The 24,576-nt window shown below is 62.6% G+C and carries 22 protein-coding genes; 15 read left to right on the forward strand and 7 right to left on the reverse strand.

Features of this window, described 5'->3' with window-relative positions; all coding sequences use genetic code 11:
* Positions 1-362: 362 nt before the first annotated feature.
* Together dnaN and gyrB are read left to right on the forward strand one after the other, a co-directional pair.
* Positions 363-1,478, forward strand: coding sequence for a DNA polymerase III subunit beta (gene dnaN, locus LDO41_RS16650; protein WP_223990112.1), 1,116 nt, complete (start codon positions 363-365; stop codon positions 1,476-1,478).
* A gap of 225 nt (positions 1,479-1,703) precedes the next feature.
* Positions 1,704-4,229 carry a DNA topoisomerase (ATP-hydrolyzing) subunit B gene (gyrB, locus tag LDO41_RS16655; protein ID WP_223990114.1) on the forward strand — a complete coding sequence of 842 codons (2,526 nt, stop codon included), beginning with the start codon at positions 1,704-1,706 and terminating at the stop codon, positions 4,227-4,229.
* 78 nt (positions 4,230-4,307) lie between these two features.
* Here the strand turns inward: gyrB and rtcR are convergent, their stop codons facing one another.
* Positions 4,308-5,921: an RNA repair transcriptional activator RtcR gene (rtcR, locus tag LDO41_RS16660; RefSeq protein WP_223990116.1), complete on the reverse strand. Its 1,614-nt coding sequence runs from the start codon at positions 5,919-5,921 to the stop codon at positions 4,308-4,310.
* Between the two features lie 207 nt (positions 5,922-6,128).
* Here rtcR and LDO41_RS16665 point away from each other — a divergent pair, with 207 nt between their 5' ends.
* From LDO41_RS16665 to LDO41_RS16685, 5 genes are all read left to right on the forward strand, one after another.
* Positions 6,129-7,703, forward strand: a complete 1,575-nt coding sequence (locus tag LDO41_RS16665; RefSeq protein WP_223990118.1) for a vWA domain-containing protein — start codon at positions 6,129-6,131, stop codon at positions 7,701-7,703.
* 463 nt (positions 7,704-8,166) lie between these two features.
* Positions 8,167-9,393 (forward strand): RtcB family protein, encoded by a 1,227-nt coding sequence (locus LDO41_RS16670; protein WP_223990478.1) that lies wholly within the window; start codon positions 8,167-8,169, stop codon positions 9,391-9,393.
* Between the two features lie 56 nt (positions 9,394-9,449).
* Positions 9,450-10,265, forward strand: coding sequence for a nucleotidyltransferase domain-containing protein (locus LDO41_RS16675; RefSeq protein ID WP_223990120.1), 816 nt, complete (start codon positions 9,450-9,452; stop codon positions 10,263-10,265).
* 24 nt (positions 10,266-10,289) lie between these two features.
* Complete coding sequence (rtcA, locus tag LDO41_RS16680; protein WP_223990122.1) at positions 10,290-11,327, forward strand: RNA 3'-terminal phosphate cyclase; 1,038 nt, start codon at positions 10,290-10,292, stop codon at positions 11,325-11,327.
* Positions 11,328-11,449: 122 nt separating this feature from the next.
* Positions 11,450-11,710, forward strand: a complete 261-nt coding sequence (locus tag LDO41_RS16685; RefSeq protein WP_223990124.1) for an XRE family transcriptional regulator — start codon at positions 11,450-11,452, stop codon at positions 11,708-11,710.
* 220 nt (positions 11,711-11,930) lie between these two features.
* On the opposite strand, the gene LDO41_RS16690 is transcribed toward LDO41_RS16685, so the two are convergent.
* Together LDO41_RS16690 and LDO41_RS16695 are read right to left on the reverse strand one after the other, a co-directional pair.
* Entirely contained in the window at positions 11,931-12,965 is a 1,035-nt protein-coding gene (locus LDO41_RS16690) for a hypothetical protein (RefSeq protein ID WP_223990126.1), read from the reverse strand.
* 183 nt (positions 12,966-13,148) lie between these two features.
* Positions 13,149-13,322, reverse strand: a complete 174-nt coding sequence (locus LDO41_RS16695; protein ID WP_223990128.1) for a hypothetical protein — start codon at positions 13,320-13,322, stop codon at positions 13,149-13,151.
* Positions 13,323-13,433: 111 nt separating this feature from the next.
* On the opposite strand from LDO41_RS16695, the gene LDO41_RS16700 reads away from it, so the two are divergent.
* From LDO41_RS16700 to LDO41_RS16710, 3 genes are read left to right on the forward strand one after another with little or no spacing between them, the layout of a single operon-like run.
* The gene (locus tag LDO41_RS16700; RefSeq protein ID WP_223990130.1) at positions 13,434-13,793 is read left to right on the forward strand and encodes a PepSY domain-containing protein; all 360 of its coding nucleotides are present in this window, start codon (positions 13,434-13,436) and stop codon (positions 13,791-13,793) included.
* 1 nt (position 13,794) lies between these two features.
* The gene (locus LDO41_RS16705) at positions 13,795-14,460 is read left to right on the forward strand and encodes a response regulator transcription factor (RefSeq protein WP_223990133.1); all 666 of its coding nucleotides are present in this window, start codon (positions 13,795-13,797) and stop codon (positions 14,458-14,460) included.
* Positions 14,457-15,863: a sensor histidine kinase gene (locus tag LDO41_RS16710; protein WP_223990135.1), complete on the forward strand. Its 1,407-nt coding sequence runs from the start codon at positions 14,457-14,459 to the stop codon at positions 15,861-15,863. The genes LDO41_RS16705 and LDO41_RS16710 overlap by 4 nt, the downstream gene beginning before the upstream one ends.
* 69 nt (positions 15,864-15,932) lie before the next feature.
* On the opposite strand, the gene LDO41_RS16715 is transcribed toward LDO41_RS16710, so the two are convergent.
* From LDO41_RS16715 to LDO41_RS16730, 4 genes are all read right to left on the reverse strand, one after another.
* Complete coding sequence (locus LDO41_RS16715) at positions 15,933-16,544, reverse strand: 2-hydroxychromene-2-carboxylate isomerase (RefSeq protein WP_223990137.1); 612 nt, start codon at positions 16,542-16,544, stop codon at positions 15,933-15,935.
* Positions 16,541-17,878 carry an MFS transporter gene (locus tag LDO41_RS16720; RefSeq protein WP_223990139.1) on the reverse strand — a complete coding sequence of 446 codons (1,338 nt, stop codon included), beginning with the start codon at positions 17,876-17,878 and terminating at the stop codon, positions 16,541-16,543. The genes LDO41_RS16715 and LDO41_RS16720 overlap by 4 nt, the downstream gene beginning before the upstream one ends.
* Before the next feature lie 34 nt (positions 17,879-17,912).
* On the reverse strand, positions 17,913-18,692 hold the full coding sequence (locus LDO41_RS16725) for an aldolase (RefSeq protein ID WP_223990140.1): 780 nt from the start codon (positions 18,690-18,692) through the stop codon (positions 17,913-17,915).
* Positions 18,693-18,843: 151 nt separating this feature from the next.
* Positions 18,844-19,737, reverse strand: a complete 894-nt coding sequence (locus tag LDO41_RS16730; protein WP_223990142.1) for a LysR family transcriptional regulator — start codon at positions 19,735-19,737, stop codon at positions 18,844-18,846.
* A gap of 225 nt (positions 19,738-19,962) precedes the next feature.
* Here LDO41_RS16730 and LDO41_RS16735 point away from each other — a divergent pair, with 225 nt between their 5' ends.
* From LDO41_RS16735 to LDO41_RS16755, 5 genes are all read left to right on the forward strand, one after another.
* Complete coding sequence (locus tag LDO41_RS16735; protein WP_223990144.1) at positions 19,963-20,313, forward strand: nucleotide pyrophosphohydrolase; 351 nt, start codon at positions 19,963-19,965, stop codon at positions 20,311-20,313.
* Between the two features lie 61 nt (positions 20,314-20,374).
* Entirely contained in the window at positions 20,375-21,490 is a 1,116-nt protein-coding gene (locus tag LDO41_RS16740; protein ID WP_223990146.1) for a Fic family protein, read from the forward strand.
* 64 nt (positions 21,491-21,554) lie between these two features.
* Positions 21,555-22,415, forward strand: a complete 861-nt coding sequence (locus tag LDO41_RS16745) for a DUF72 domain-containing protein (RefSeq protein WP_223990148.1) — start codon at positions 21,555-21,557, stop codon at positions 22,413-22,415.
* Between the two features lie 6 nt (positions 22,416-22,421).
* Positions 22,422-23,816 (forward strand): ATP-dependent RNA helicase DbpA, encoded by a 1,395-nt coding sequence (gene dbpA, locus LDO41_RS16750; protein ID WP_223990150.1) that lies wholly within the window; start codon positions 22,422-22,424, stop codon positions 23,814-23,816.
* Between the two features lie 165 nt (positions 23,817-23,981).
* On the forward strand, positions 23,982-24,422 hold the full coding sequence (locus tag LDO41_RS16755) for a CBS domain-containing protein (protein WP_223990152.1): 441 nt from the start codon (positions 23,982-23,984) through the stop codon (positions 24,420-24,422).
* Positions 24,423-24,576 lie beyond the last annotated feature (154 nt).

The raw sequence follows: 24,576 nt of genomic DNA on the forward strand, positions 1-24,576 counted from the left end.
AGGGACGTGAAGTTTCGTCCGCTCGTCGTGGTTCGACGATTTTACAAGCCGGCCTTGCCGGGCTGGCATACTACTGGCTACGCGCCCGGCGGCAAACGGGCGTCTGGTTTACCGGTTGCACCGCGGGAAATTGGCCTCAGATAAGGCTTTGCGGTGAGTCGGGACGGTTTTGCAAGGCGGACGGGCGCGCCGTGGCTTTTTGGGCACAAACGCGCCGCTTGCCGGAACTGCCCCGCTTCACCGCAGCGGCTTATCCTTGGTACAATGCAAGATTAACTCCTTGATTCATAAGTGAATTTGAATCGATTTGGAGTTGGCGCATCTGCGGTCGGGCTAACGACAAACGACGAAGGATAAATTCAATGCAATTGGTCAAAACCTCGCGAGACAATCTGCTGCGTCCGCTGCAAATCGTGAGCGGCATCGTGGAGCGCCGCCACACCCTCCCGATCCTGGCCAACCTGCTGATTCGCAAGTCCGGCTCGAACGTTTCCTTCCTGTCGACTGACATCGAGATTCAGATCACCACGCACGCCGAGTGCGGCGTCGGTAGCGACGACGTGGCCACGACCGTGGCCGCGCGCAAGCTGCTCGACATCCTGCGTGCGATGCCCGACGGCGACGTCGCGCTCTCGCTGAACGACAAGCGCATGACCGTGCAATCGGGCAAGAGCCGCTTTGCACTGCAGACGCTGGCGGCCGAGGAATTCCCGACCGTGGCGGAAGCGAGCGAGTTCAACGCGAGCGTGAGCCTGCCGCAGAAGACGTTCAAGCATCTGCTGGCGATGGTCCATTTCGCGATGGCGCAGCAGGACATCCGTTACTACCTCAACGGCATGCTGCTGGTGGTCGATGGCAAGAAGGTGATGGCCGTGGCCACTGATGGTCACCGTCTCGCTTATTGCGGCGTGGAGCTGGATACGGAAGCCACCGGCGGTGGTTCGCGTCAGGAAGTCATCATCCCGCGCAAGACCATCCTCGAACTGCAGCGTCTGCTCGAGGACACCGACGATCCCGTGCAGGTGCAGCTGGCCGCGAATCAGGTGAAGTTCACGTTCGCCAACATCGAGCTGATCTCGAAGCTCGTGGAAGGCAAGTTCCCGGACTTCCAGCGCGTGATCCCGAAGGGCTACAAGAACGCGTTCGCGATCGACCGTGTGCGCCTGCAGCAGGCGCTGCAACGTACCGCGATCCTGACCACCGACAAGTTCAAGGGCGTGCGCTGCATTCTCGATACGCACACGCTGAAGATCAGCTCCACCAACGCCGATCAGGAAGAGGCGCAGGAAGAGCTGGAACTCGACTACTCGGGCGACGCGCTCGACATCGGGTTCAACGTGACCTATCTGCTCGACGTGCTGGCCAATCTCAAGAGCGAGCAGGTGCAGGTCAGTCTCGGCGACTCGAATTCGAGTGCGCTGATTACCGTACCGGACGACGACAACTTCAAGTATGTCGTCATGCCGATGCGCATCTGATACTCCGGACCCAGGACGACAAGATACGCAGGACCGGAGCATCGAACGGCGCGCTACGGCTCCCCGGCACAGGCCTTGTGCCCGCCGCGGAGACCCACCGCAGCAGGGGGCAGGATCCCATCGATCCGCCCCTTTTGCCGTTTTTAGTAACCCGCTATTGCGGAACGATCGGGCGCGCCAGCAGCGAGACGCGCCGATCGCCGCATTTGCCGTGAGCAAGAAAACATGACCGAACAGCAGAAACCGCAGCAGGAAAACTCTTACGGCGCCTCTTCGATCCAGATCCTGGAAGGCCTGGAGGCGGTACGGAAGCGGCCAGGCATGTATATCGGCGATACGTCCGACGGCACCGGTCTGCATCACCTCGTGTTCGAGGTGCTGGACAACTCGATCGACGAGGCGCTGGCTGGCTATTGCACCGAGATTTCGGTGACGATCCACAGCGACAACTCGATCTCGATCGTCGATAACGGCCGCGGCATTCCGCCGGCCGTGAAGTTTGACGACAAGCACGAGCCGAAGCGCAGCGCCGCGGAAATCGCGATGACCGAGCTGCATGCCGGCGGCAAGTTCAACCAGAACAGCTACAAGGTGTCGGGCGGCCTGCATGGCGTGGGCGTGTCGTGCGTGAACGCGCTCTCCAAGTGGCTGCGCCTGACCGTGCGCCGCGATGGCCAGGTCAACCTGATCGAATTCGCGCGTGGCGATGTGCAGAACCGCGTTATCGAGACCGTGGCGGGCCCGGATGGCCAGCTCGTGGAAGTGTCCCCGATGAAGATCATCGGTGCGACCGACAAGCGCGGCACCGAAGTGCACTTCCTCGCCGACGAGGAGATCTTCACCAACGTCGAGTTCCACTACGAGATTCTGGCCAAGCGCATCCGCGAGCTCTCGTTCCTGAACAATGGCGTGCATATCAAGCTCACGGACCAGCGCACCGGCAAGGAAGAGGACTTCGCGTTCTCGGGCGGTGTGAAGGGCTTCGTCGAGTACATCAATCGCGCGAAGTCCGTGCTGCATCCGACCATCTTCTACGCGAACGCGGAGAAGGAAGGCATTTCCGTTGAAGTGGCGATGCAGTGGAACGATGGTTACAACGAGCAGGTGCTCTGCTTCACGAACAACATTCCGCAGCGTGACGGCGGTACCCACCTGACCGGTCTGCGCGCGGCGATGACGCGCGTGATCAACAAGTACATCGAAGAGAACGAGATCGCCAAGAAGGCGAAGATCGAGACTTCGGGCGACGACATGCGCGAAGGCCTGTCGTGCGTGCTGTCGGTGAAGGTGCCCGAGCCAAAGTTCAGCTCGCAGACCAAGGACAAGCTGGTCTCGTCCGAAGTGCGACTGCCGGTGGAAGAGCTGGTGGGCAAGGCGCTGACCGACTTCCTGCTGGAAACGCCGAGCGATGCCAAGATCATCTGCGGCAAGATCGTCGATGCGGCGCGCGCGCGCGAAGCCGCGCGCAAGGCGCGCGAGATGACGCGACGCAAGGGCGCGTTCGACGGCATGGGCCTGCCCGGCAAGCTCGCGGACTGCCAGGAACGTGACCCGGCGCTGTCCGAACTGTTCCTCGTCGAGGGTGACTCCGCAGGCGGCTCCGCCAAGCAGGGCCGCGACCGCAAGTTCCAGGCGATTCTGCCGCTCAAGGGCAAGATCCTGAACGTGGAGCGCGCGCGTTTCGACAAGATGCTGTCGAGCCAGGAAGTGCTGACGCTAATCACCGCGCTGGGCACGGGCATCGGCAAGGACGACTACAACCTCGAGAAGCTGCGTTACCACCGCATCATCATCATGACCGATGCGGACGTCGACGGCTCGCACATCCGTACGCTGCTGCTGACGTTCTTCTATCGCCAGATGCCGGACATCATCGAGCGCGGCTATGTGTATATCGCCCAGCCGCCGCTGTACAAGATCAAGCACGGCAAGGAAGAGCGGTATATCAAGGATGACAACGAGCTGAACGCGTACCTGCTGAGGCTCGCGATGGAGAAGGCCGCGCTGATCCGTCCGGATAGCAGCGAGATCAACGGCGACGCCCTGACCGAACTCGCACGCCAGTACCAGCTGACCGAGGGCGTGATCAGCCGGCTGTCACGCATCGTCGATACCGACGCGCTGCGCGCGATCGCGGACGGCGTCACGCTGGACCTCGACAATGCGGCCGCCGCTGAAGCATCGGCCGTCGCGCTGAAGGCCAAGCTTGCCGAGATGCACGCCAAGACGTTATTGGGCGCCGCCGTCAATGACGACGGTACCGCCGACGTCTACGCCCAGTTCGACGAGAAGAGCGACAAGCACCGCCTGATGATCGCGCGCCGCCACCACGGCAACGTCCGCCTGTCGCACCTCGACGCGGACTTCGTGCACGGCGCCGACTACCAGGCTCTGGCCACGGCCGCCGCCACGTTCCAGGGTTTGATCCCCGAAGGCACCAAAGTCAAGCGCGGCGAAGGCGAGAAGCAACGCGACCAGACCGTCTCCGACTTCCATCAGGCCATGCAATGGCTACTGGGCGAAGCCGAACGCGGTGTGACCCGCCAACGCTACAAGGGCCTCGGCGAAATGAACCCCGACCAGCTGTTCGAAACGACGCTGGACGTGACGCAACGCCGCCTGCTGCGCGTACAGATCGAAGACGCCATTGCCGCGGATCAGATCTTCACGACGCTGATGGGCGACGAGGTGGAGCCACGTCGGAATTTCATTGAAAGCAATGCGTTGATCGCGCGGAACATTGATGTTTGATGTTCTGCTGGGGCATGATCGGTAGCGATGCCCTGCCAGGTTGAAAACACCCCAGAGGTCGACACTCTGGGGTGTTTTTCATTGTGCGCCACTGGGCGAACAGATGCCGTCCCACGTCAGCGCGTATTTGAGCAGGTACTTGCGGAGTCTGTCCGCGTCATTGACCACCGAGCGTTGCGTGCGTGACTGATTGAAGAGCCTGCGTCCCGCATCGGACAGCGTTTGCGATTCCCTGCATACGCGAACCACTGCTTCGAGCTGCAGGCGGTCGAACAAGTCCAACTTGTCTGCCACATCGGCTGGCAGCAGAACATCGAGGTCGACGTCGTGCACTTGCGCCTGTTCCGCAGGCTGCCACAACCATTGCAGACGCTGGATTTCCGCATCCACCAAGTCAGTGGAAATTCGCCCTCCATCGGCCAGCGTTGCCATGCGGGTCACGCTGGCGGAGAGGTCGCGAAAGTTGCCGCTCCAAAGCGCCTGGTTTGACCGGGCGAATTGGAGGTAGCGTGACTTGGCTTCGGCATTGAAGCGAACGGCTTGGCCCACCTCTGCGGTGGCTCGCGCCAGAAGGTGATCGACATTGGGCTCGATATCTTCCGGGCGTTGCGCCAGGCCAGGCAGCGTGTAGGCCCAGAGGTTGATACGTGCGAACAGGTCTTCCCGAAAACGCCCCTGTGCCACGTCGATCCGCAAATCACGATTGGTGCCTGCGATCAGCTGGAAATCGCTGCTGACCTCGCGGTCGCTGCCCATGGGCAGGAAGCGCTTTTCCTCTACGGCCTTGAGTAGCATGGCTTGCTCGTCCAGGCCCAACTCCCCAATCTCATCGAGAAACAGTACGCCTTCGTGCGCCGTGCGCAGCAAGCCCGCCCGGTCGGTCGCTGCACCGGTGAATGCGCCTTTCTTGTGGCCAAAGAGCGTTGACGCCGCGCCGTCGCCGCGCAGCGTGGCGCAGTTCACTTCCACAAAATCGCCCTGCACTCGGTGCCGCGACTTCTTGAGCTCGTACATGCGCCTTGCCAGGTGGGACTTGCCCGCGCCCGTGGGGCCAGTCAGCAAGATGGGGGCTTCCGAGCGAACTGCGACACGTTCGATTTCCTCGATGAGGGCGTTGAAGCGCTTGTTGCGCGTGGGGATGCCGCTCTTCAAGAACTCCAGGGCTTCGGCATGCGCCTGGCTGAATCGCTGAGCAAGCACGTCGTAGCGAGACAGGTCGAGGTCGATCAACGTGTAGCTGCCTGGGTTGCCCCTCTCCTGCTTCTTGGGGGGCGCGGTCTGCAGCAGTAGTCCAGGGATGAAGCGCGACTCCACCATCAGAAACATGCAGATCTGCGCCACGTGCGTGCCGGTGGTGATGTGTGCCCAGTATTGCTCGCGGTCCGGATCGAACCGATAGCTGCGAGCCCAGTCGTAGAGCACCCCGTACATCTCGCCGAAATCCCATGGATTCCCAACGTCCGTGGGAATCAGGTTCACGGTGGTGTCGGGCGATACGTTGGCGATATCGCGTACCAAGGTCTGGGCCAGCGCTTCGTATTTGGTGGCGTAGAGCAACTCCAGTCGGTCGATCAGCGTGTCTTCATGCTGGACGAGAGAAATCGTCGGCCGCCATTTCTCCCAGCGGCCAGCTCCCTGCCCCGAGTCGAGTTGGGTACCCATGAAACCGATGACCACGTTCTTCTTCGTCATATCAATTTAGCTAATCAACTAGCTGATATTCTAGTTCTGGTGGCAATTGAGATGCTTAAATTTTTGCCAAATTTAGCGGAGAAAAATAATTTATCCATGTAAATCAATCACTTGATAAACGAAGTGCCGATCATAGAGGGAGCTGGCACACCCATTGCGATGAGAAGGGCACAAACAAGAAGATCGAATGAAAAAAGGGAGAACCCCATGGTCGACACGAAGCTTTTCCAAACGCATAAGGGCGCCTGGCTCCCTGCTGCCACGGCACGCAATGCCGAGCAAGCCCCGGCCTACGCTTTCAGCGCCCAGCATCGGCTGGCGCAGCTCGCAGCCACCGGTTGCCTGAGCCGCACCTTCTATGCGACGGCTGAAGACCAACTTGACCAGGTTGTGGCGTTGTCCAATGAGCTGGACGCAACCTTTGTGGCCAAGACGGCGATCTATGCTCGCGAGTCCGGATATATGAAGGACATGCCTGCGCTGCTGGCGGCCAGTCTCGCTATGCGTGATGTCGCCCTGTTGAGCCAGGTGTTCTCTCGTGTGATCGACAACGGCAAGATGCTGCGCAACTTCGTGCAGATCCTGCGTAGCGGCGCCGTGGGCCGAAAGTCCCTCGGTACCCGTCCCAAGAAGCTGGTTCAGCGGTGGCTGCTGACGGCCTCCGAAAAGCAGCTGCTCAATGCCGCTGTGGGCAGCACGCCTTCACTGGCTGATGTGGTCAAGATGGTTCACCCCAAGCCTCAGGAGGCCTGGCGCGCCGCGTGGTTCGCGTGGCTGATCGGCAAGCCGGTTGATGAGGCCGCGCTGCCTCCTATCACCCAGGCGTTCGAGCGCTTCAAGCGCGAGAGCGCGCAAGGCCTTGCCATCGAGGTGCCGGATGTGCCGTTCCAGATGCTGACGGCGCTGGCGCTGACCTCGGCACAGTGGGCGCAAATCGCTCGCTCGGGTTCCTGGCAGATGGTGCGTCAGAACCTGAACACCTTTGCGCGGCATGGCGCGTTCGATATCCCCGGCACCGCCAAGGTGGTTGCTGCCAAGTTGAGCGATGCGCAAGCCGTGGCAAAGGCTCGGGTCATGCCGTACCAGTTGATGGCAGCGTTCAAGGCAACGGTTGCCGCCGTGCCTGCGGTGGTGCGCGAAGCGCTGCAAGATGCGATGGAACTCTCGCTGGCCAGTGTGCCCAGCCTGAATGGCCGTGTGGTGGTCTGTCCGGACGTGTCGGGGTCGATGAGCTCCGCTGTCACGGGCCATCGCGGTTCGGCCACGTCCAGCGTGCGTTGCATCGACGTCGCCGCCCTGGTGGCAGCCGCGGTGCTTCGCAAGAATGCGCGGGCACGTGTGTTGCCGTTCGAGCAGGAAGTGGTGACGCTGTCGTTGAATGCTCGTGACTCGGTCATGACCAACGCGCAGGCGTTGGCCAGGATCGGCGGCGGTGGGACCAACTGCAGCGCGCCTCTGGCTCTGTTGAACCGAGAGCGAGCGGTGGTGGACCTGGTGATTCTGGTATCGGACAACGAGTCCTGGGTCGATGCCAGCCGGCGAGGCGCGACGCAAACCATGCGCGAGTGGGAAGTGCTCAAGCAGCGCAACCCGGCCGCGCGTCTGGTGTGCGTCGATATCCAACCGACGGCGACCACGCAGGCGGCGGAGCGCCAGGACATCCTGAATGTCGGCGGATTCTCGGATGCGGTGTTCACGATGATGGCGAACTTCGCCGAAGGCAAGATGGACGCTGCGCACTGGATGGGGGAGATCGAAAAGGTCTCGCTGGCACCTCAGTAGAAGGAAAGATCAAGCCGTAAGCCAGAGTATTGATTTCGCGTGAATGCTGGCAGGACTACATCGGATGCCTGGGGTTCGAATCCCCGGCTGGGAAACTGGCTAAGGCTACGTCTTGCCGACCCTTGTCACGCAACTTTTGAGATGCCCTGCCGCGAATGCGGGTGGAACTACAGATTCTTAATCTCGTGGTCGCGGGTTCGAGTCCCGTCGGTCCCAAATCAGGGGGACCGTAGCTCAGTGGTAGAGCACGACGTTTCACCAATTCTTTGTCGCGGCATGGCATCGCCTGTTTGGCGGTGAATGCGGATGGAATTACAGGTAGACGCACGCAGCAACACTGCGTGCCCTGCGAGCAGATACACGAGTGGTCGCGGGGTGCCCGGGTTCAAGTCCCGGTCCAGCAATGGATGGCGGAGTAAAGATTTCATCGCCCCTAGTCACCGCATTTTTTATGGAGAAGATCATGTCAGGTCAGAACTACAACGTTGAAGAGATCCCTGGCGGGGTGTCGGTGAAGATGTGGACCAAAGGCGTTCCCGTCGAGGAGGAAGCCAGGCAGCAGCTGGCCAATGCGGCTCGCCTGCCCATCGTGTTCAAGCACATCGCGGCCATGCCCGACGTGCACCTGGGAATTGGCGCCACCGTCGGCTCGGTGATCCCGACCCTCAAGGCCATTATTCCGGCAGCGGTAGGCGTGGACATCGGTTGCGGCATGATGGCCGCCAAGACCACGCTGCGTGCGGAAGACCTGCCGGACAACCTGGGCCCGTTACGCTCGGCCATCGAGCAGGCGGTACCGCATGGTTCGGCGCCCAAGCACCGTGGCCGTGACCCGGGTAGCTGGGAGAATCCGCCCGTGTCGGTGGACCAGGTCTGGGCCACGCTGGTCGATGAGTTCGAGGCGCTGTGCGAGTTGCACCCGCGACTGAAGAACACGAACAACCGCAAGCACCTGGGCACGCTGGGTACGGGCAACCACTTCATCGAGGTCTGCCTGGATGAAGCCGGTTTCGTCTGGTTCATGTTGCACTCTGGTTCGCGCGGTGTGGGCAATGCCATCGGGACGCATTTCATCGAGCTCGCCAAGAAGGATGCGGAGCGCAATCAGCGCAACCTGCCTGACAAGGACCTGGCTTACTTCGAGGAAGGCGCGCAGTACTTTGGTGACTATGTGCGCGGCGTGTCGTGGGCTCAGAAGTTCGCCATGCGCAACCGCGAAGTGATGATGGCCAACCTGATCGCTACGGTGCGCAAGGTCATCAACAAGCCGTTCGAGTCGCACGTCGAAGCCGTGAACTGCCATCACAATTATGTGCAGCAGGAGCGCCACTTCGGCCAGGACGTGTTCGTGACCCGCAAGGGGGCGGTGAGTGCCAAGCGCGGCGAAATGGGCATCATCCCGGGCAGCATGGGTGCGCGCAGCTACATCGTGCGTGGCCTGGGGAATCCTGAAAGCTTCGAGAGTTGCAGCCACGGTGCCGGACGTGTGATGAGCCGCACCAAGGCCAAGAAGATGTTCACCGTCGAGGACCACGTCAAGGCCACCGCTGGCGTCGAATGCCGCAAGGACGCAGCCGTCATTGATGAAATTCCAATGGCCTACAAGGACATTGATGCCGTCATGGCAGCGCAAGGCGACCTGGTCGAAGTGGTGCACACCCTGAAGCAGGTGGTTTGCGTGAAAGGTTGAGCCAGCGAGAGCTTCGTGCTCTCGCCGGCCGAAGATAACGAGCTTGGGGAGGGAGCATGAAGGAAGGAGCCGTTTTGAGTGCGCATTCCGTGTCAGATGACATGCGTGCCACTGTTCTGGAGAACCTTGCCGCGCTGGAGCGAACGCACCAGGTCAAGGTGCTGTTCGCCTGTGAATCCGGCAGTCGCGGATGGGGCTTTGCTTCACCGGACAGCGACTATGACGTGCGCTTCGTCTACGTCAATCGGCTGCCTTGGTACCTGAGCGTCGAGCCTGACCGCGATGTCATCGAGCAGCCCATCAGCGGCGAGCTGGACATCAACGGCTGGGATCTGCGCAAGACACTGCAGTTGCTGCGCGAGTCCAATCCGACGCTGCTCGAGTGGTTGCGATCGCCCATCGTTTACCAGCAGGAAGGCCGCTGGGCTGTGCGGCTTCGCGAGTTGGCCGAAGAAGGCTTCTCGCCAGTGCGGGGCTATCATCACTACGTGTCGATGGCCAAGAAAAATATGCGGGAACACCTCTACGGCGAGGTCGTCCGGTACAAGAAGTACCTCTACGTCTTGCGGCCGTTGCTGGCCGCTCGCTGGATACGCGAGGGACGGGGCGTACCGCCAATGCGCTTCGCGGAACTGGCCAGTGAAACCTTGACGGACCGGGCTCTGCTGGACGAAGTCAATGCGCTGCTGGAGGTGAAGATGCGGGCGGGCGAGTCTGCGACGAGTCCGCGCTGGGTGGGCATCCATGACTTTCTGGAAGCGGAGTTGGCTCTCGCGTTGACCCATTCACCTGACAAGGGACCGAAGGCCGATGAATATCAGCTCGACCAGTATCTGCACGATGCCGTGTTGCACTTCGACGCGCGTGTCTAAAACAACGAAAAAAGAAGCAAGACGATGATTGAAATCGATGGCTCCGCTGGCGAAGGCGGGGGACAAATCCTTCGCACTTCGCTGGCTCTGTCCATGTGTACGGGGCAGTCCTTTTCTCTGACCAAGATTCGCGCCGGCCGCGCGAAGCCTGGCTTGATGCGTCAGCACCTGACCTGCGTCAACGCAGCAAAGGAGGTTTGTGGCGCAGAGGTTTCTGGGGCCGAACTGAGTTCGCAATCGCTGACTTTCGTGCCAGGCCAGGTGCGTGCGGGGGACTATCACTTCAACGTTGGTACGGCAGGCAGCTGCACGCTGGTGTTGCAGACGGTGTGGCCGGCATTGCTGATGGCCCATGCACCCAGTCGCGTGAAGCTGGGGGGCGGCACCCATAACCCGATGGCTCCGCCCTTTCATTTCCTGGAGCGTAGCTATGCGCCTTTGCTGAAAAAGCTGGGTGCGAATGCTGAGCTGACGCTGCGTCGACTGGGCTTTTACCCGGCAGGCGGCGGTGAAATCGAGGTGACGATCTGGCCCGCCAAGGACGCGCTGCAGCCCTTCGATTTAAACGATCGCGGCGCCAGGGTGGAGGGCTACGCCGAATGTTTTGCACCAGCGCTTCCGCGCTCTGTCGCCCGTCGCGAGCTGGAGCAACTCGGCACGGCCCTCGGCTGGAGTGGCGATCAATTGCGCGAAGCGCCGACCCGTCAGCATGAGGGGCCTGGCAATGCATTGCTGGCCACTCTGGTGTACGACAACCTCAGTGAGGTCTTCACCGAGTTCGGCGAAAAGGGCGTGAGCTCGGAGAAGGTCGCGCGCGACCTGGCGCACGAAGTAAGGGCCTATCAAATGTCCAGCGCCGCGCTCGGCCCGAACCTGGCTGACCAGTGGGCGCTACCGCTGGCCTTGGCCGTATGGATGCGTCAACGCGAGGCTTCATTCACTTGCGCGCAGCTGACCGATCATGCGAAGACCAACTTCGACGTGATCGAGCGATTCTTGCCGGTGAAGTTCTCTACTGCGCCGTCGGAAGGCGGCTGGTCCGTCATCACCCGGCCCGTATAAGAGGTGTCGCGTGAGCATGTCGCGGTGTAACACCGCGACATGGTTCTTGGCTGGAAGTCCGCCTGCGCCTGCCTATAGTTTGTCGAGTGCCCGCATGGCATGACACGATAGGCAAGACCAGCATGTTCAGTTTTGTGTACGACCCCGAAGTCTTCGCCCGCCTCGGCTTTCCCGATGCGGATGAAATTCCTCTCAAGGCTGCCATCGTGGCAGATCTCGCTCGCTGTCTGCGAGTGGCCGGCATTTCGCTGGCAGATGCCGCCACCCTGCTCCGGCTTCCGCAATCGGATCTTGCGGTGATTCTGTGCGGGAAGTTGCAGCACTTTCATGTAAGCGAGTTGTGCCAATGGCGCGATCGTGTGCGAGCGTCATTGACGTCGTGACGTCGCACCCGGACTCCGTCCACCACTTATAGCGTTACCACCGGGTTCCTCCAATCTCACCACGTGTCCAAAGTTGGCCAAGGCGATACTTCTTCAATCGCGGTTTCAAATGCTCTCCGTCGGGGCGAGTCATCGAAGTGCCTCGCTCGGACTTCTCCGCGACGACGTGCATAAAAAATGGCCAGCTTTCGCTGGCCATTTTTCACTACGTGTTGCTGACTTACTGCGGCAGAGTCTGCAGGCTTTGCAGTTCCTGCGTGTACACCTTCATGTAAGTCGGGTTCGCGAAGCCCGTGGCGTAGCCGTAGTTCGACACCCACTTCACGAAACGGCCGAGGTCCGGCGACCACCAGCCCGTGATCGTTTCCGAATACGTCGCGTTACCCGAGCTGCCGTTCGGCAGCAGGGCATCGTTCGAGTTCGTGTACGTGACCACGTAGTTGATGCGCAACGCGTTGTAGGTGCCCGCAGCGACCGTGACCGGCTCGAAGGCCAAGACGTTGGCCTGAACGTTGGCCTTTTCGAAATAGCCCGCCGCGCAGCCATAGTTCCACGTCGAGTTCCACCCCTTGCCGACGTACATCGGGAAGTTGTAGTAGTCGCGCTTCGGCGTGTACGTGCACACGTTGCCGTTGTTCATGTACGTGCGCGTCAGGCGGTTGCGGTCCTGATCCTGCGTGTAGTTCTGATCCGGCGTGTTGGTGGCGATATCGACGCCCTTGATCGTGGCGATGCCGTTGGTGATCGACGACGTCGTGTACGCGATGCGTTGCGTGCCGCCGGTGCCGCCGAGGCGCAGCGACGTCTCGGCGAACGTGGCCACTTCACCGACCTTTTGTGGCACTGCGCTGTACATCGGGGTCGTGATCGGCGCCGGCTGCAGCGTCAGAAGCAGCTTGAAGACCTTCGACGGGTCGCTGACCGCGGTGGCCACCAGCGCGATGGTGTCGCCGTTCGGATTGATCAGGTTGCCCGACCATCCGGTATCGGTGAGCGTCTGGTTGATCACCGTCGTTGCAGCGCTGGTCAGCGCGACGGACCATTTCACCGGCTCGGTGGTGCGCAGCGACAGGAAGTCGCCCGATTTCACCGTCAGGTTACCTGACTTCCCCGTGGCAATCGACTGCGTTTGCGCGCTGCTGCCAGACGTGTTGATGTTGAGCGCGGCTGTATTCTGGTCATCGCCGCCACCACCGCATGCACAAAGCATTGCAGCCAGCGCGCAGCTGGCCATCCATTTACCCATACCCATCATGATTTCCCCTAACAAACTCTTGTGGATTTTTTTGAAAAGCCCGCTATTTCTATTCGGATTTCGAGCCCGGGCAATTCTAGTTTGGGGTGGTGTACTCGGCGCTCCCAACCGAAGGGGGATTGCTGGAGGAAATGAATATCTTTAATACAAAAAACATTAAAGACATCCAGTCATCATTTTTGATCAGCCCCAGAACAGGCTGCTTACCAGCACCATCGTGCCGAGCAGCGTGCTCAGCATCGTGAGCGCCTCGTGCAGGCCCACGCGTTCGTGCGGGCGGCTGAGGGGCGCGGAGGCCGCAGATAGGGCTGGAGTAGTATCTGCAACATGAACGCTTGGTTGGACGCAGGCCGGCATGGCTTTCCCCGGAAATTGGATTCGATGGAGGCATCATGCGGGCCGCAACCTGAATGGCGCCTGAGCGTGGCGTTCAGGTTCCGTTCAGCTTGGGCGCGTCAGGATGACGCCATGGCTACCAGAACCTCCCTCTTCCGCAGCGCCGCGATCGTCCTCGCCACGGCGGGGTCCGTCGCCGTGCTCTCTCTCACCTCGCTGCCGGCCAGGGCCGACACCGACGCCGATCGCGCGCGCGCCGCGTTGCGGGCCGGCGAGATCGTGCCGCTGGCGCGTGTGCTGGACGCCGTGAATCGTCAGTACAACGGCGATGTGCTCGACGTCGAGCTCGATCACGACGATGGTCAGTGGATCTACGAGGTGAAGCTGCTGCTGCCCGATGGCGGTGTGGCCAAGCTCAAGTACGACGCGCGCACCGTGGCGCTGATCAAGAGCAAGGGCGCCAAGCTGGAGAGCGCCCGAAAGGCACCCTGACATGCGCATACTCGTCGTCGAGGACGAACCGGAACTCGCGCGGCAACTCGAGCAGGCACTGGTCGCGGCGGGGTTTGCCGTGGACGTGGCCGCCGATGGGCTCGATGGCTGGCATCTCGGCCAGGAGAACCCTTACGATGCGGCGATTCTCGATCTCGGGCTGCCGTCGCTCGATGGCCTGTCGGTGCTGCGGCGCTGGCGCGAAGCGGCCTCCGAAATGCCCGTGCTGATCCTGACCGCGCGCGATAGCTGGGTGGAGAAGGTCGAAGGCATCGACGCTGGCGCCGACGACTATCTGACCAAGCCGTTCCGCATGGAGGAGCTGCAGGCCCGCATCCGCGCGCTGATCCGGCGTGCGTCGGGCAAGCTGGCCCCGGTTCTGGCGTGTGGGCCGATCGAACTCAATCCGCGCACGGGCACGGTGTCGGTCGCGGGCGCGGTGGTGACCCTCACGAGCCACGAGTTTCGTGTGCTCGACTATCTGATGCATCATCAGGACGAGATCGTCAGCAAGACCACATTGACCGAGCATATCTATGCACAGGATTTCGACCGCGACAGCAATACGATCGAGGTGTTTATCGGGCGGCTGCGCAAGAAGCTCGATACCGATCGCATCGAGACCGTGCGTGGGCGCGGCTATCGTCTGAAGTCGGCGCAGGCATGACGGCACCTCCCGCGGCACCCTCGACGACATCTTCCGCGACTCCCTCCACGACGCAGCCTCGCGCACCGGCGCGTTCCATCGCGCTGCGGCTGTTCGCCGTGTCCACGCTGTGGGTGATCGGCGCATTGGTCACCACTGGCCTGATTCTCTCCGCGCTGTTCGAACGTCACGTCGATCAGACCTACGCAAGCCAGCTCAACCGCGAGATCGCAAGCCTGGCGGGCTCGCTCGAATGGACGCCCGCGGGCGCACTGGTCACCACACGCACGCCGGCGGATCCGCGTTACGAACGGCCCTACTCCGGCGCCTATTGGCATGCCGTCGGTGGCAAGTCCGAGGTGCGCTCGCGCTCGTTATGGGACGCCGAGTTCCCCACGCATATGGAACGCGAAGTACCGACCACCGACGCCTATGTGGCCACGGGCCCGCGCGATCAGTCGCTGATGGTGATGACGCGCACGGTACGGCTCGAGGGCCCTGGCGCGCATGCGGGCGATACGCCGGTGACGATTGGCGTGGCAATCGATCGCACCGAATTGCGTGCGGCCAAGCGTTCATTCCGCAATCTGTTGTGGCTGTCGCTGGCGGTGCTGGGCCTGGGACTGGTGGCTGCGGTGGTCGCGCAGATCAGCTTTGGTTTGCTGCCACTCAAGCGCTTGCGCGAGGCACTGGTGGCGATGCACCGGCAGCGCGAGATCACGCTTGGCGGGACGTGGCCGAGCGAAGTGATTCCGCTCGTCGATGAAATCAACAAGCTGCTCGCGCGCAATGCGGAGGCGGTCGCGCGCTCGCGGCGCCAGGCGGCCGATCTCGCGCACGCGGTCAAGACACCGCTCGCGGTGCTCACCAACGATATCGATCGTCTGCCTACCGAAGATCGGCAACGCATGGCCGAACAGTTCGACGTCATGCGGCGTCAGGTCGATCGTCATCTGGCGCGCGCGCGTGCGGCGGGTGCCACGCGCGATGCCGGGCTGGTGCCCGTGCGCGAGGTGGCGGACGCGCTGGTGCGCGCACTAAGCCGATTGCATGACGAGCGTGCGCTCGATATCGAGGCCGAGGGCGAGGGCATGTTTCCCGGCGATCGTCAGGACTTGATCGAGATGCTTGGCAATCTGCTCGACAATGCGTGCCGCTGGGCGCGTCATCGTGTGCGGCTGCGTGTGGCACAGCATGACGATGCGCTCGAGATCGAAATCGCTGACGATGGTCCCGGCATTCCCGACGCGGCGCGCGAGGCGGTGATGTCGCGCTTCGTGCGGCTCGACGAACAGGCCGAGGGTAGTGGTCTCGGCCTCGCGATCGTGCGCGATATCAGCGCGCTGTATGGGGGCGAACTGCGGCTCGAACGCGCGCGCGAAGGTGGGCTGGCGGCGCGCCTGCGCTTTCCTGTCGGCGGTTGATCGCGGACGCATAAAAACGGGCTCCCCGAAGGGAGCCCCAGTCCTGCAATGACCACCAGGAAGAACAGATTACGAGGCCATGCGCCGCGCGATCGCTTCCTCGAGCATATCGAGGCGGTCCTGGCCCCAGAACAGCTCACCCTCGAACACGTAGGAAGGCGACCCGAACACGCCTGCAGCGACCGCTTCGTCGGTGTAGCGACGATAGCGTTGTTCGATGTCGTCCTGCTGTGCCCGCGCGATCAGCCGATCGGCGTCGAGGCCCTGGGCCCGCACGATGTCGTGCAACGTGTCTGCTGACGAGATATCGCGCTCATCGCACCATTCGGCGCGCAGGATCGCCTTGTACAACTCCAGCACCGGCACATGCTCCAGATCGGCCGCGATCACGATGCGCGAGGCGAGGTCCGCGTTCGGGCACATGTACCTGGGTGTCGGGTTCACGTCGATACCGAGCTTGCGACACCAGCGCTTGAGCTCCGTCACGCGATAGTGCTGGCGCTCCGGTGCGCGCTGACCCAGCAGCACGCCGCCCGTGCGCGCATACACGTCAGGCAGATCCACCGGCTTGTGGCGGATCTCGACGTCCATGCGTCGTGCAAGCGCATCGAGCCGATCGGCGCCGAGGTAGGCCCAGTCCGAGTTGAGCCAGAAGTAGTAGTCGATATGCGGGCGGGTCATGCGCGCTTGCTCCCGGCATTGCCAGACCGTATCGCCGAGAGCGCGGTCGTGGCGAACGCGGATTCACGCATGCAGGCGGCGCTGACAAAGGCGATCACGCTCAACGCGCCGAGGTACCACACGATATACGTGGGGCTGCCCTTGCCGTATGCGAGCAGCGACGTGGCGACGATCGGCGCGAGGCCGCCGCCGATGGCACCCGATACCTGCACCGCGATCGAGATGCCGCTATAGCGCACCTCGGGCGGAAACTGTGCCGAGAACAGGCTGCCTTCGGGACCATAGAGGCAGGCGTAGACGAGCCCGATGGCAATCGCGAGGGCGATCGTGATGTTCTTCGGCTCTAGCGTCTGCAGCAGCATGAAGAATTGCGGCGCGAAGATCAGAATGCCGACCGTGCCCGCCATAAACACCCACTTGAAGCCGATGCGATCGCCGAGTATGCCGAACAGCGGCATCGTGAACAGGGCCAGCAGCGCGCCCCATACGGTGGCATCGAGCATCACGGTCTTCGGTACGCCAAGCGTGCCGGTGGCGTAGGCCAGAGAGAACGTCACGACGGTGTAGAACCACGTCACCTCGGCCAGGCGTCCACCGACTACCGTCAGTACCTGACGCGGATAGCGCTTGAGCACCACCATCGCCGGCATTTCCACCTTCTCGCCCTTCTTCTGCATTTGCTCGAAGTCTGGCGATTCCGCAACCTTCGCGCGAATAAACCAGCCCACCGCGAGCAGCACCACGCTGGCGAGGAATGGCACGCGCCAGCCCCACGACAGCATGTCCTTCTCGGGCAATGCGGCAACCATGCCCATGGCCAGCGAGGACAGCACCAGACCCGGCGCGACGCCGGCCTGCGGCAGGCTGCCGAAGAAGCCCTTCTTGCCTTCCGGTGCGTGTTCCACGGCCATCAGCACCGCGCCACCCCACTCGCCGCCCACGGCGACGCCCTGCAGCAGGCGCAATAGCACGAGGGCCACCGCGGCCCAGTAGCCGATGCTGTCGTATGACGGGATCAGCCCGATCAGGATGGTGGGAATGCCCATCATGAACAGCGTGATCAGCAACATCGACTTGCGGCCGACCTTGTCGCCGAAGTGGCCGAAGATCACGCCGCCAAGCGGTCGCGCGAAGAAGCCGACCGAGTACGTGGCAAACGCCGCAAGCGTGCCGGTCAGCGGGTCAAACGAGGGAAAGAAGATCTTGTTGAAGATCAGCGCGGCCGCGGTGCCGTAAAGGAAAAAGTCGTACCACTCGATGGTGGTGCCCATCATGCTGGCCAGGCCCGCGGTGATGTACTCGCGCCGCGTGCGCTTGGTAGGAATGCTGTTCATCGTGACGCTCCTTGGATGGTGGGACGGCAGCGCGTCACGCTGCGGGCAGCGGCGGTACGCCGTGCGTCTGGCGGGCCCAGTAAGAGAACGTCGCATTGACGATCGAGGGCTTGAGCAGGTAGTCGTGGGCTTCACTTGCGAGCGCATCGTCCACGGGCGTCAATGGGCCGAACGCTTGCGCGCGGATCTGCATGCGCGCGGCGCGTTCGAGGTACACCGAAAGATAGGTGGCTTCCTCGCAGGTCTTGCCGGCGGTCAGGTAGCCGTGATGCGCGAGGATGATCGCGCGCTTGCTGCCGAGCGCTTCGGAGATGATCACGCCTTCCTGATCGGCGATGGGCACGCCCGGCCATTCGCCGAGGAACGCGCAGTCGTTGTGCAGCGGCGTCATGTCCATCTGCGCGATGACGAGCGGCTGACGCGCGGCCGCGAGTGCGGAGGCCCACGGCGAATGCGTATGGATGATCGAGTTGACGTCGGGGCGCGCATCGTACACCCACAGGTGGAAGCGTGTGGCCGGGTTGGGCATGCCGGCGCCGGTCAGCGTGTTGAGATCGCGATCGACCTCGATGAAATCGTCGGGGGTGGCTTCATCGAAGCCAAGGCCGAAGCGCAACGTCCAGTAGGCACCGGGGCGCTCCGAACGCACGCTGATCTGGCCGGCGAGGCCGGCTTCCTGCTCGGTCATCGCGAGGATGCGGCACGCGTAGGCCATGGTCTCCTGCATCGTGCGCGGCTTGCTGCGCAGATGTTGGGCCATCTCTTTGGTGGCACGCGTGTCGAAGTAGGACTTGTCTCTGAGGGGGGCATTCATACGTTCTCTCTCCGTGGTGGCCTCTGGCACGCGTTTGAGTCGAACTCGGCCAAAGGTACGGAGCGAAGTATGGAAACGACGCCCTGCGGGTGCTATGAAGCTACGGTCATAGCAGGTATCTCATCCCGTCACTGTTGTGTCATGAGAGGCCTCAAGGCAGGCTGCGTGCGACCTGTAGCGCGCATTCGAGCAGTGCGCCGGTCAGCGGCAGTGCATGTCGCTCGCCGTGGCTGATGGCGACGATGCGCCGGCGCAGCAGTGGACTGCGGATGCCGATCTTGCGCAGGCCGTAGTCGGCCAGCAGCTTGTCGGGCAGCCGGCACGGCAGGATGCAGTCGCCGACGCCGGTGGAGACCAGCTTGAGGATGGCATCGACGGTTTCCGCCTCGGCCACGTAGTCGGGGTGAAGCCCGGCGCTCTGGATCATGCGGTGCAATGCGTAGGCGGGTGGGAAGCCCACCAGACGCAGAGGGCGGCCGCGCAGGTCGATGCCATCGTCGTCCGCCTCGTTCCCGACCGCACTCTCCCGCGTGACCAGACACATCTCGTCCTCGAACAACGGATGGGACGCGAGCGTGGGCGTCGCCACGGCGGTGTCGTAGACAAAGCCGAGGTCGGCCTTGCCGCTTTCCACCAGCGACACGACCTCGGGCGAACTACGGCCCATCAGCGAGAGATTGACGCCCGGATGGCTACTGACGAACGCTGCCACCACGTCGGCCATAAAGTAGTAGCTGACCGTATGCACGATCGCGAGCCGGACCGTACCTTGTGTCGTGCCATGACTGTCGCGAATGGTATCGACGGCCTGATCGATCGCGCGATACGACCCGTGGATCGCGTCATGGAGCTTGCGTCCAGCCTCGGTCAGTTCCACACCACGGCCGGTGCGGACGAATAGCGGCTTGCCCAGATGCGCTTCGAGCGCGGCCAGTTGCCGGCTGAGCCCCGATTGCGTCTGATCGAGTTCCTCCGCGGCGCGCGACAGCGACTTGAGTTCGGCGATACGAAGAAAATTGCGGAGCTGGCGGTCGGGGGTATCCATGGGGGCAAGTCTTGTCCTGCGGGCGCCACGTCGATGGGCAACCTCTCAACTTACCGCAGCGGGGTGCGACGGCAATGGGCATATACCCGCCCCAAGTCGGGGCATGGAGCGGAACGGGCTGTGACGGCATGCAGGGTTTGTGCCCGATCTAACCCATGTCGATACAATCGTATCCTTTCCGATCCCGCTTTGCGTGGATCGAACCTCGTCATCGGATTCCGCATCATGGCTCTTATCGATATCCGCAATTTGCAGCAGGCCGCAGCCGGCTTTGCCGAAGCGCGTGGCTGGCGCAAATATCACAGCCCCAAGAACCTCGCCATGGCGCTAAGCGTCGAAGTGGCCGAGCTCGTCGAGATTTTTCAGTGGCAGACCGAGGACGAATCGCGCGGCGTCATGAACACCGACGAACGCGCGCACGTGGAGCAGGAGCTGGCCGATATCACGATCTATCTGACGCAACTGGTGACGACGCTCGGCGTCGATCTCGATGCCGCGGTGAAAGCCAAGATGGAAATGAACGCGGTGAAGTATCCGGCGGACGCCCCGCCAAGTGCTGAACGCATGGGGCGTTAATCTCCGCAGAAAATGCGGAGATTAGGTTGTGAATTCTCCGCACGCACGACATAATGGCCGCATGACATCCGGGGATTGGCGATATATCTGGCAGGCGCCCGACTGGCCGCGCATGCAGTACAACACCGTGACGCTGCAGCAGCCGCTCGCGGAGGCCGCCTATACGCAGGGCATTTTGCTCGGGCGGCTTGCCGACATCGGTATGTCCTTGCGCGATGAAGCTAGTCTGGCGGTGCTGACCAGCGACGTGCTCAAGACCAGCGAGATCGAAGGAGAGCATCTGAACCCGGAATCGGTACGGTCGTCGATTGCTCGCCGCCTCGGCATCGATATCGGGGCGCTGGCGCCGGTGGACCGGCATGTCGAGGGCGTCGTCGAAATGGTGCTCGACGCCACAGGTCGCGCCGCTGCGCCATTGACCGATGAGCGGCTGTTCGGATGGCATGCGGCGCTGTTCCCGACCGGCTACAGTGGCCTGTCGAAGATCCGGATCGGCGGCTGGCGCGACGACGCACGGGGCGCGATGCAGGTCGTATCTGGTCCTGCTCACCGGCAGCGCGTGCATTTTGAAGCCCCGCCGGCAACGCGCCTCGACGGCGAGATGGCGCGCTTCATCGAATGGGTCAACGCCGAGACCGGCGATCCGCCGCTTATCAAGGCGGGCCTGGCGCATCTCTGGTTCGTGACGCTGCATCCGTTCGATGACGGCAACGGTCGCATCGCGCGCGCGCTCGGCGATCTATTGCTCGCGCGTGCGGATCGCAGCCCGCAGCGGTTCTACAGTCTCTCTGCACAGATCCAACGCGAGCGCAGCGACTATTACGACATTCTCGAGTCCACGCAAAAGGGTTCGCTCGACGTGACGGCGTGGCTAGAGTGGTTCCTCGCCGCGCTCGTGCACGCCATCGCCAACGCCAATGCGTCGCTCGATGCCGTGCTGGCCAAGGCGCGCTTCTGGCAACGTTGGGGCAACGCCGCGTTTAACGCGCGGCAGGTGAAGGTGCTCAATCGCCTCCTCGATGGGTTCGACGGCAAGCTCACGAGCACGAAATGGGCGCGGATCGGCAAGTGCTCCGCCGACACTGCTTTGCGCGATATCGTCGAACTCGTGGACCGCGGTGTGTTGCGCCGCTCCGAGGCGGGCGGGCGCAGTACTTCGTACGAGCTGGCTCACTGAATCCGCCGCCGGCTGCCGGGGTTTCGACTAGACTCGCGTCATCGGTGTTCTCCGGAGCCACTACATGGCCACGCGCGACAAGCAGGGGACGTATCCATCGAATGTGCATGTCGGCATCGGCGGCTGGACGTTCGAGCCGTGGCGCGACAATTTCTATCCGGCGGGGCTCGCGCATGCGCGGGAGTTGCAGTATGCGAGCCGGCATCTGACCGCAATCGAGATCAACAGTACGTATCACGGCACGCAGAAGCGCACGTCGTTCGTGAAGTGGCGCGACGAGGCGCCCGATGATTTCGTATTCGCGGTGAAGGCGAATCGCTTTGCCACCAATCGGCGCGTGCTGGCCGAGGCGGGCGATTCGATCGCGCGCTTTATCGATAGCGGTATCGCGGAACTGGGCAAAAAACTCGGGCCCGTGGTGTGGCAGTTCGCGCCGACCAAGCAGTTCGATGCCGAGGACTTCGAGGCTTTTCTGGCGTTGCTGCCGGCTTCCGTGGAAGGCGTGAAGCTGCGGCATGTACTCGAGGTGCGGCACGATAGCTTTCTGTGCGACGCCTACCTGAAGCTCGCGCGCAAGTACAAGGCCGCGACAGTATTCACGGACTCGCCGAAGTTTCCGTCGATGGCGGACCTGACGGCGGATTTCGTCTATGCGCGACTGATGGACAGCAGCGCGAAGCAGGCAACCGGCTATGGGCCCAAGGCCCTCACGCAGTGGACCGAACGCGTGCGCGCGTGGAGCGATGGCAAGGCGCCCGACGACCTGCCGCGCGTGGCGGACACCGATGGCAGGCTCAAGGCGAAGGAGGTGTATGTCTTCTTCATCAATGGCGCCAAGGAGCGCGCGCCCGCAGCCGCGCAGGCGTTGCTTGGCAAGCTTGGCTGGCAGCCAACGACGGACGACACCCTGGGCGTCCCTCTATAATCCGGCATGACTTCCGCAACCGCACCCCTTTTCTCCGCCCTGCCCCTGTCGGCCGGCACGCTCGCCACGCTGACGCAGCTCGGCTACGACACCATGACGCCGATCCAGGCCGCGAGCCTGCCGGCGGCGCTGGCCGGCGAGGATCTGATCGCGCAGGCCCGCACTGGCAGCGGCAAGACTGCCGCATTCGCGCTCGCCCTGCTCCACCGGCTCGATACGCGACGCTTCGACGTGCAGGCGCTCGTGATGTGCCCCACGCGCGAACTCGCGGATCAGGTCACGCAGGAGATCCGCCGCCTCGCGCGTGCCGAGGAGAACGTCAAGGTCCTGACGCTATGCGGCGGCTCGCCGATGCGGCCACAGGTCGATAGCCTGATCCACGGCGCGCACGTCGTGGTGGGCACGCCGGGTCGCCTGATGGACCATATCGAACGCGGCAGCCTGGACATGCGCGCGATCAACACACTCGTGCTCGACGAAGCCGATCGCATGCTCGACATGGGCTTCGTCGACGACATCGCCTACGTCGCGCGTCATTGCCCGAAGGAACGGCAGACCATGCTGTTCTCGGCCACGTATCCGCCCGGCATCGAAAAGCTCGCGCAGCAGTTCATGCGCAAGCCGCGCGAGATCAAGGTGGCGGAGCAACACGCGCCCGACAAGATCCGCCAGCGCTTCTACGAAGTCGAGGACGGCCAACGCCTCAACACAGTGGCACGTCTGCTCGAGCACTACCGCCCCGTCAGCACGCTTGCGTTCTGCAATACCAAGGCGCGCTGCCGCGACCTCGTCGATCTGCTGCGCGCGCAGGGCTATCAGGCACTTGCGCTGCACGGCGAGCTCGATCAGCGCGACCGCGACCAGGTGCTGGTGCAGTTTGCCAACCGCAGCTGCTCGATCCTTGTGGCCACGGACGTCGCCGCGCGCGGTCTCGATATCGCGCAACTGGAAGCCGTGATCAACGTCGACGTGACGCCCGACCCCGAGGTGCACGTTCACCGCGTGGGCCGCACCGGCCGCGCCGATGCCGAAGGCTGGGCCTTCACGCTGGTGAGCATGAACGAGATGGGTCGCGTCGGGAATCTGGAACAGCACCATGGCGGCGAGTTCGAATGGCACTCTGCGGCGGAGTTGCTGCCCACGGGCACCGACCGGCTGCTGCCGCCGATGGTGACGTTGCAGATGCTCGGCGGCCGCAAGGAGAAATATCGTCCCGGCGATCTGCTCGGCGCGTTGACGGGCGATGCAGGCTTTGCCAAGGAACAGATCGGCAAGATCAACGTCATGGAGATGTCGACGTATATCGCCGTGGACCGCGCGATCGGTCGCGAGGCTGTGCGCAAGCTCAACGAGGTGAAGGTGAAGGGCCGCAAGGTCAAGGTACGCATGCTCACCGAGTGACGTCGGCGTCGCCGGGGTTGCTGCTCCCTTGCTGGCGGGGGACAAGATTCGTACAAGTCACCCTGTAAGCCCTGCCGATCCTTTGCTAATCTGAATGAACGGCCGGCGACGCATCGCGCAGCGTCGCCCGGATCCCCAGACGCAAGAGACCGACGAGGAGTGGGTATGAAAACCGCACGGCAGGTTCTGGAATCGAAGCCAACGCAGGCTATCTTCAGCATTTCTCCGGTAGCGACGGTCTACGCCGCGCTACAGATGATGGCGGAGAAGGGCATCGGGGCGTTGCTCGTCATGGAGCAGAACAAGATCGTCGGCATCCTCAGCGAGCGCGACTACGCGCGCAAGGTGATCCTGATGCAACGCACCTCGCGCGAGACGCTGGTGCGGGACATCATGACCGGTTCGGTGATCTACGTGCGGGCGGACCAGAGCACCGACGACTGCATGGCGCTGATGACGCGCCACCGCCTGCGTCACCTGCCGGTTATCGACGGTGAAGAACTGGTCGGCATGTTGTCGATCGGTGACCTGGTGAAGGACATCATCTCCGAGCAGAAATTCATCATCGAGCAGCTCGAGCACTACATTTCGGGCGGCGTGCACTAGGCTCAGGCCGCCCGGCAGCTGGCAGGCCGGCGGGGCGCAAAAACAGGCAACGGCAAAGTTCGGTAAGCGCATATAATTATGCGGTTACTGAATAAGGCCGCGCCTGATGTCCCCGCCTTTGTCTGCACAATCTGCATCGCCCGCCACCGAAGTG

Source organism: Cupriavidus pampae, from assembly GCF_914271485.1.
GTDB lineage: Bacteria > Pseudomonadota > Gammaproteobacteria > Burkholderiales > Burkholderiaceae > Cupriavidus > Cupriavidus pampae.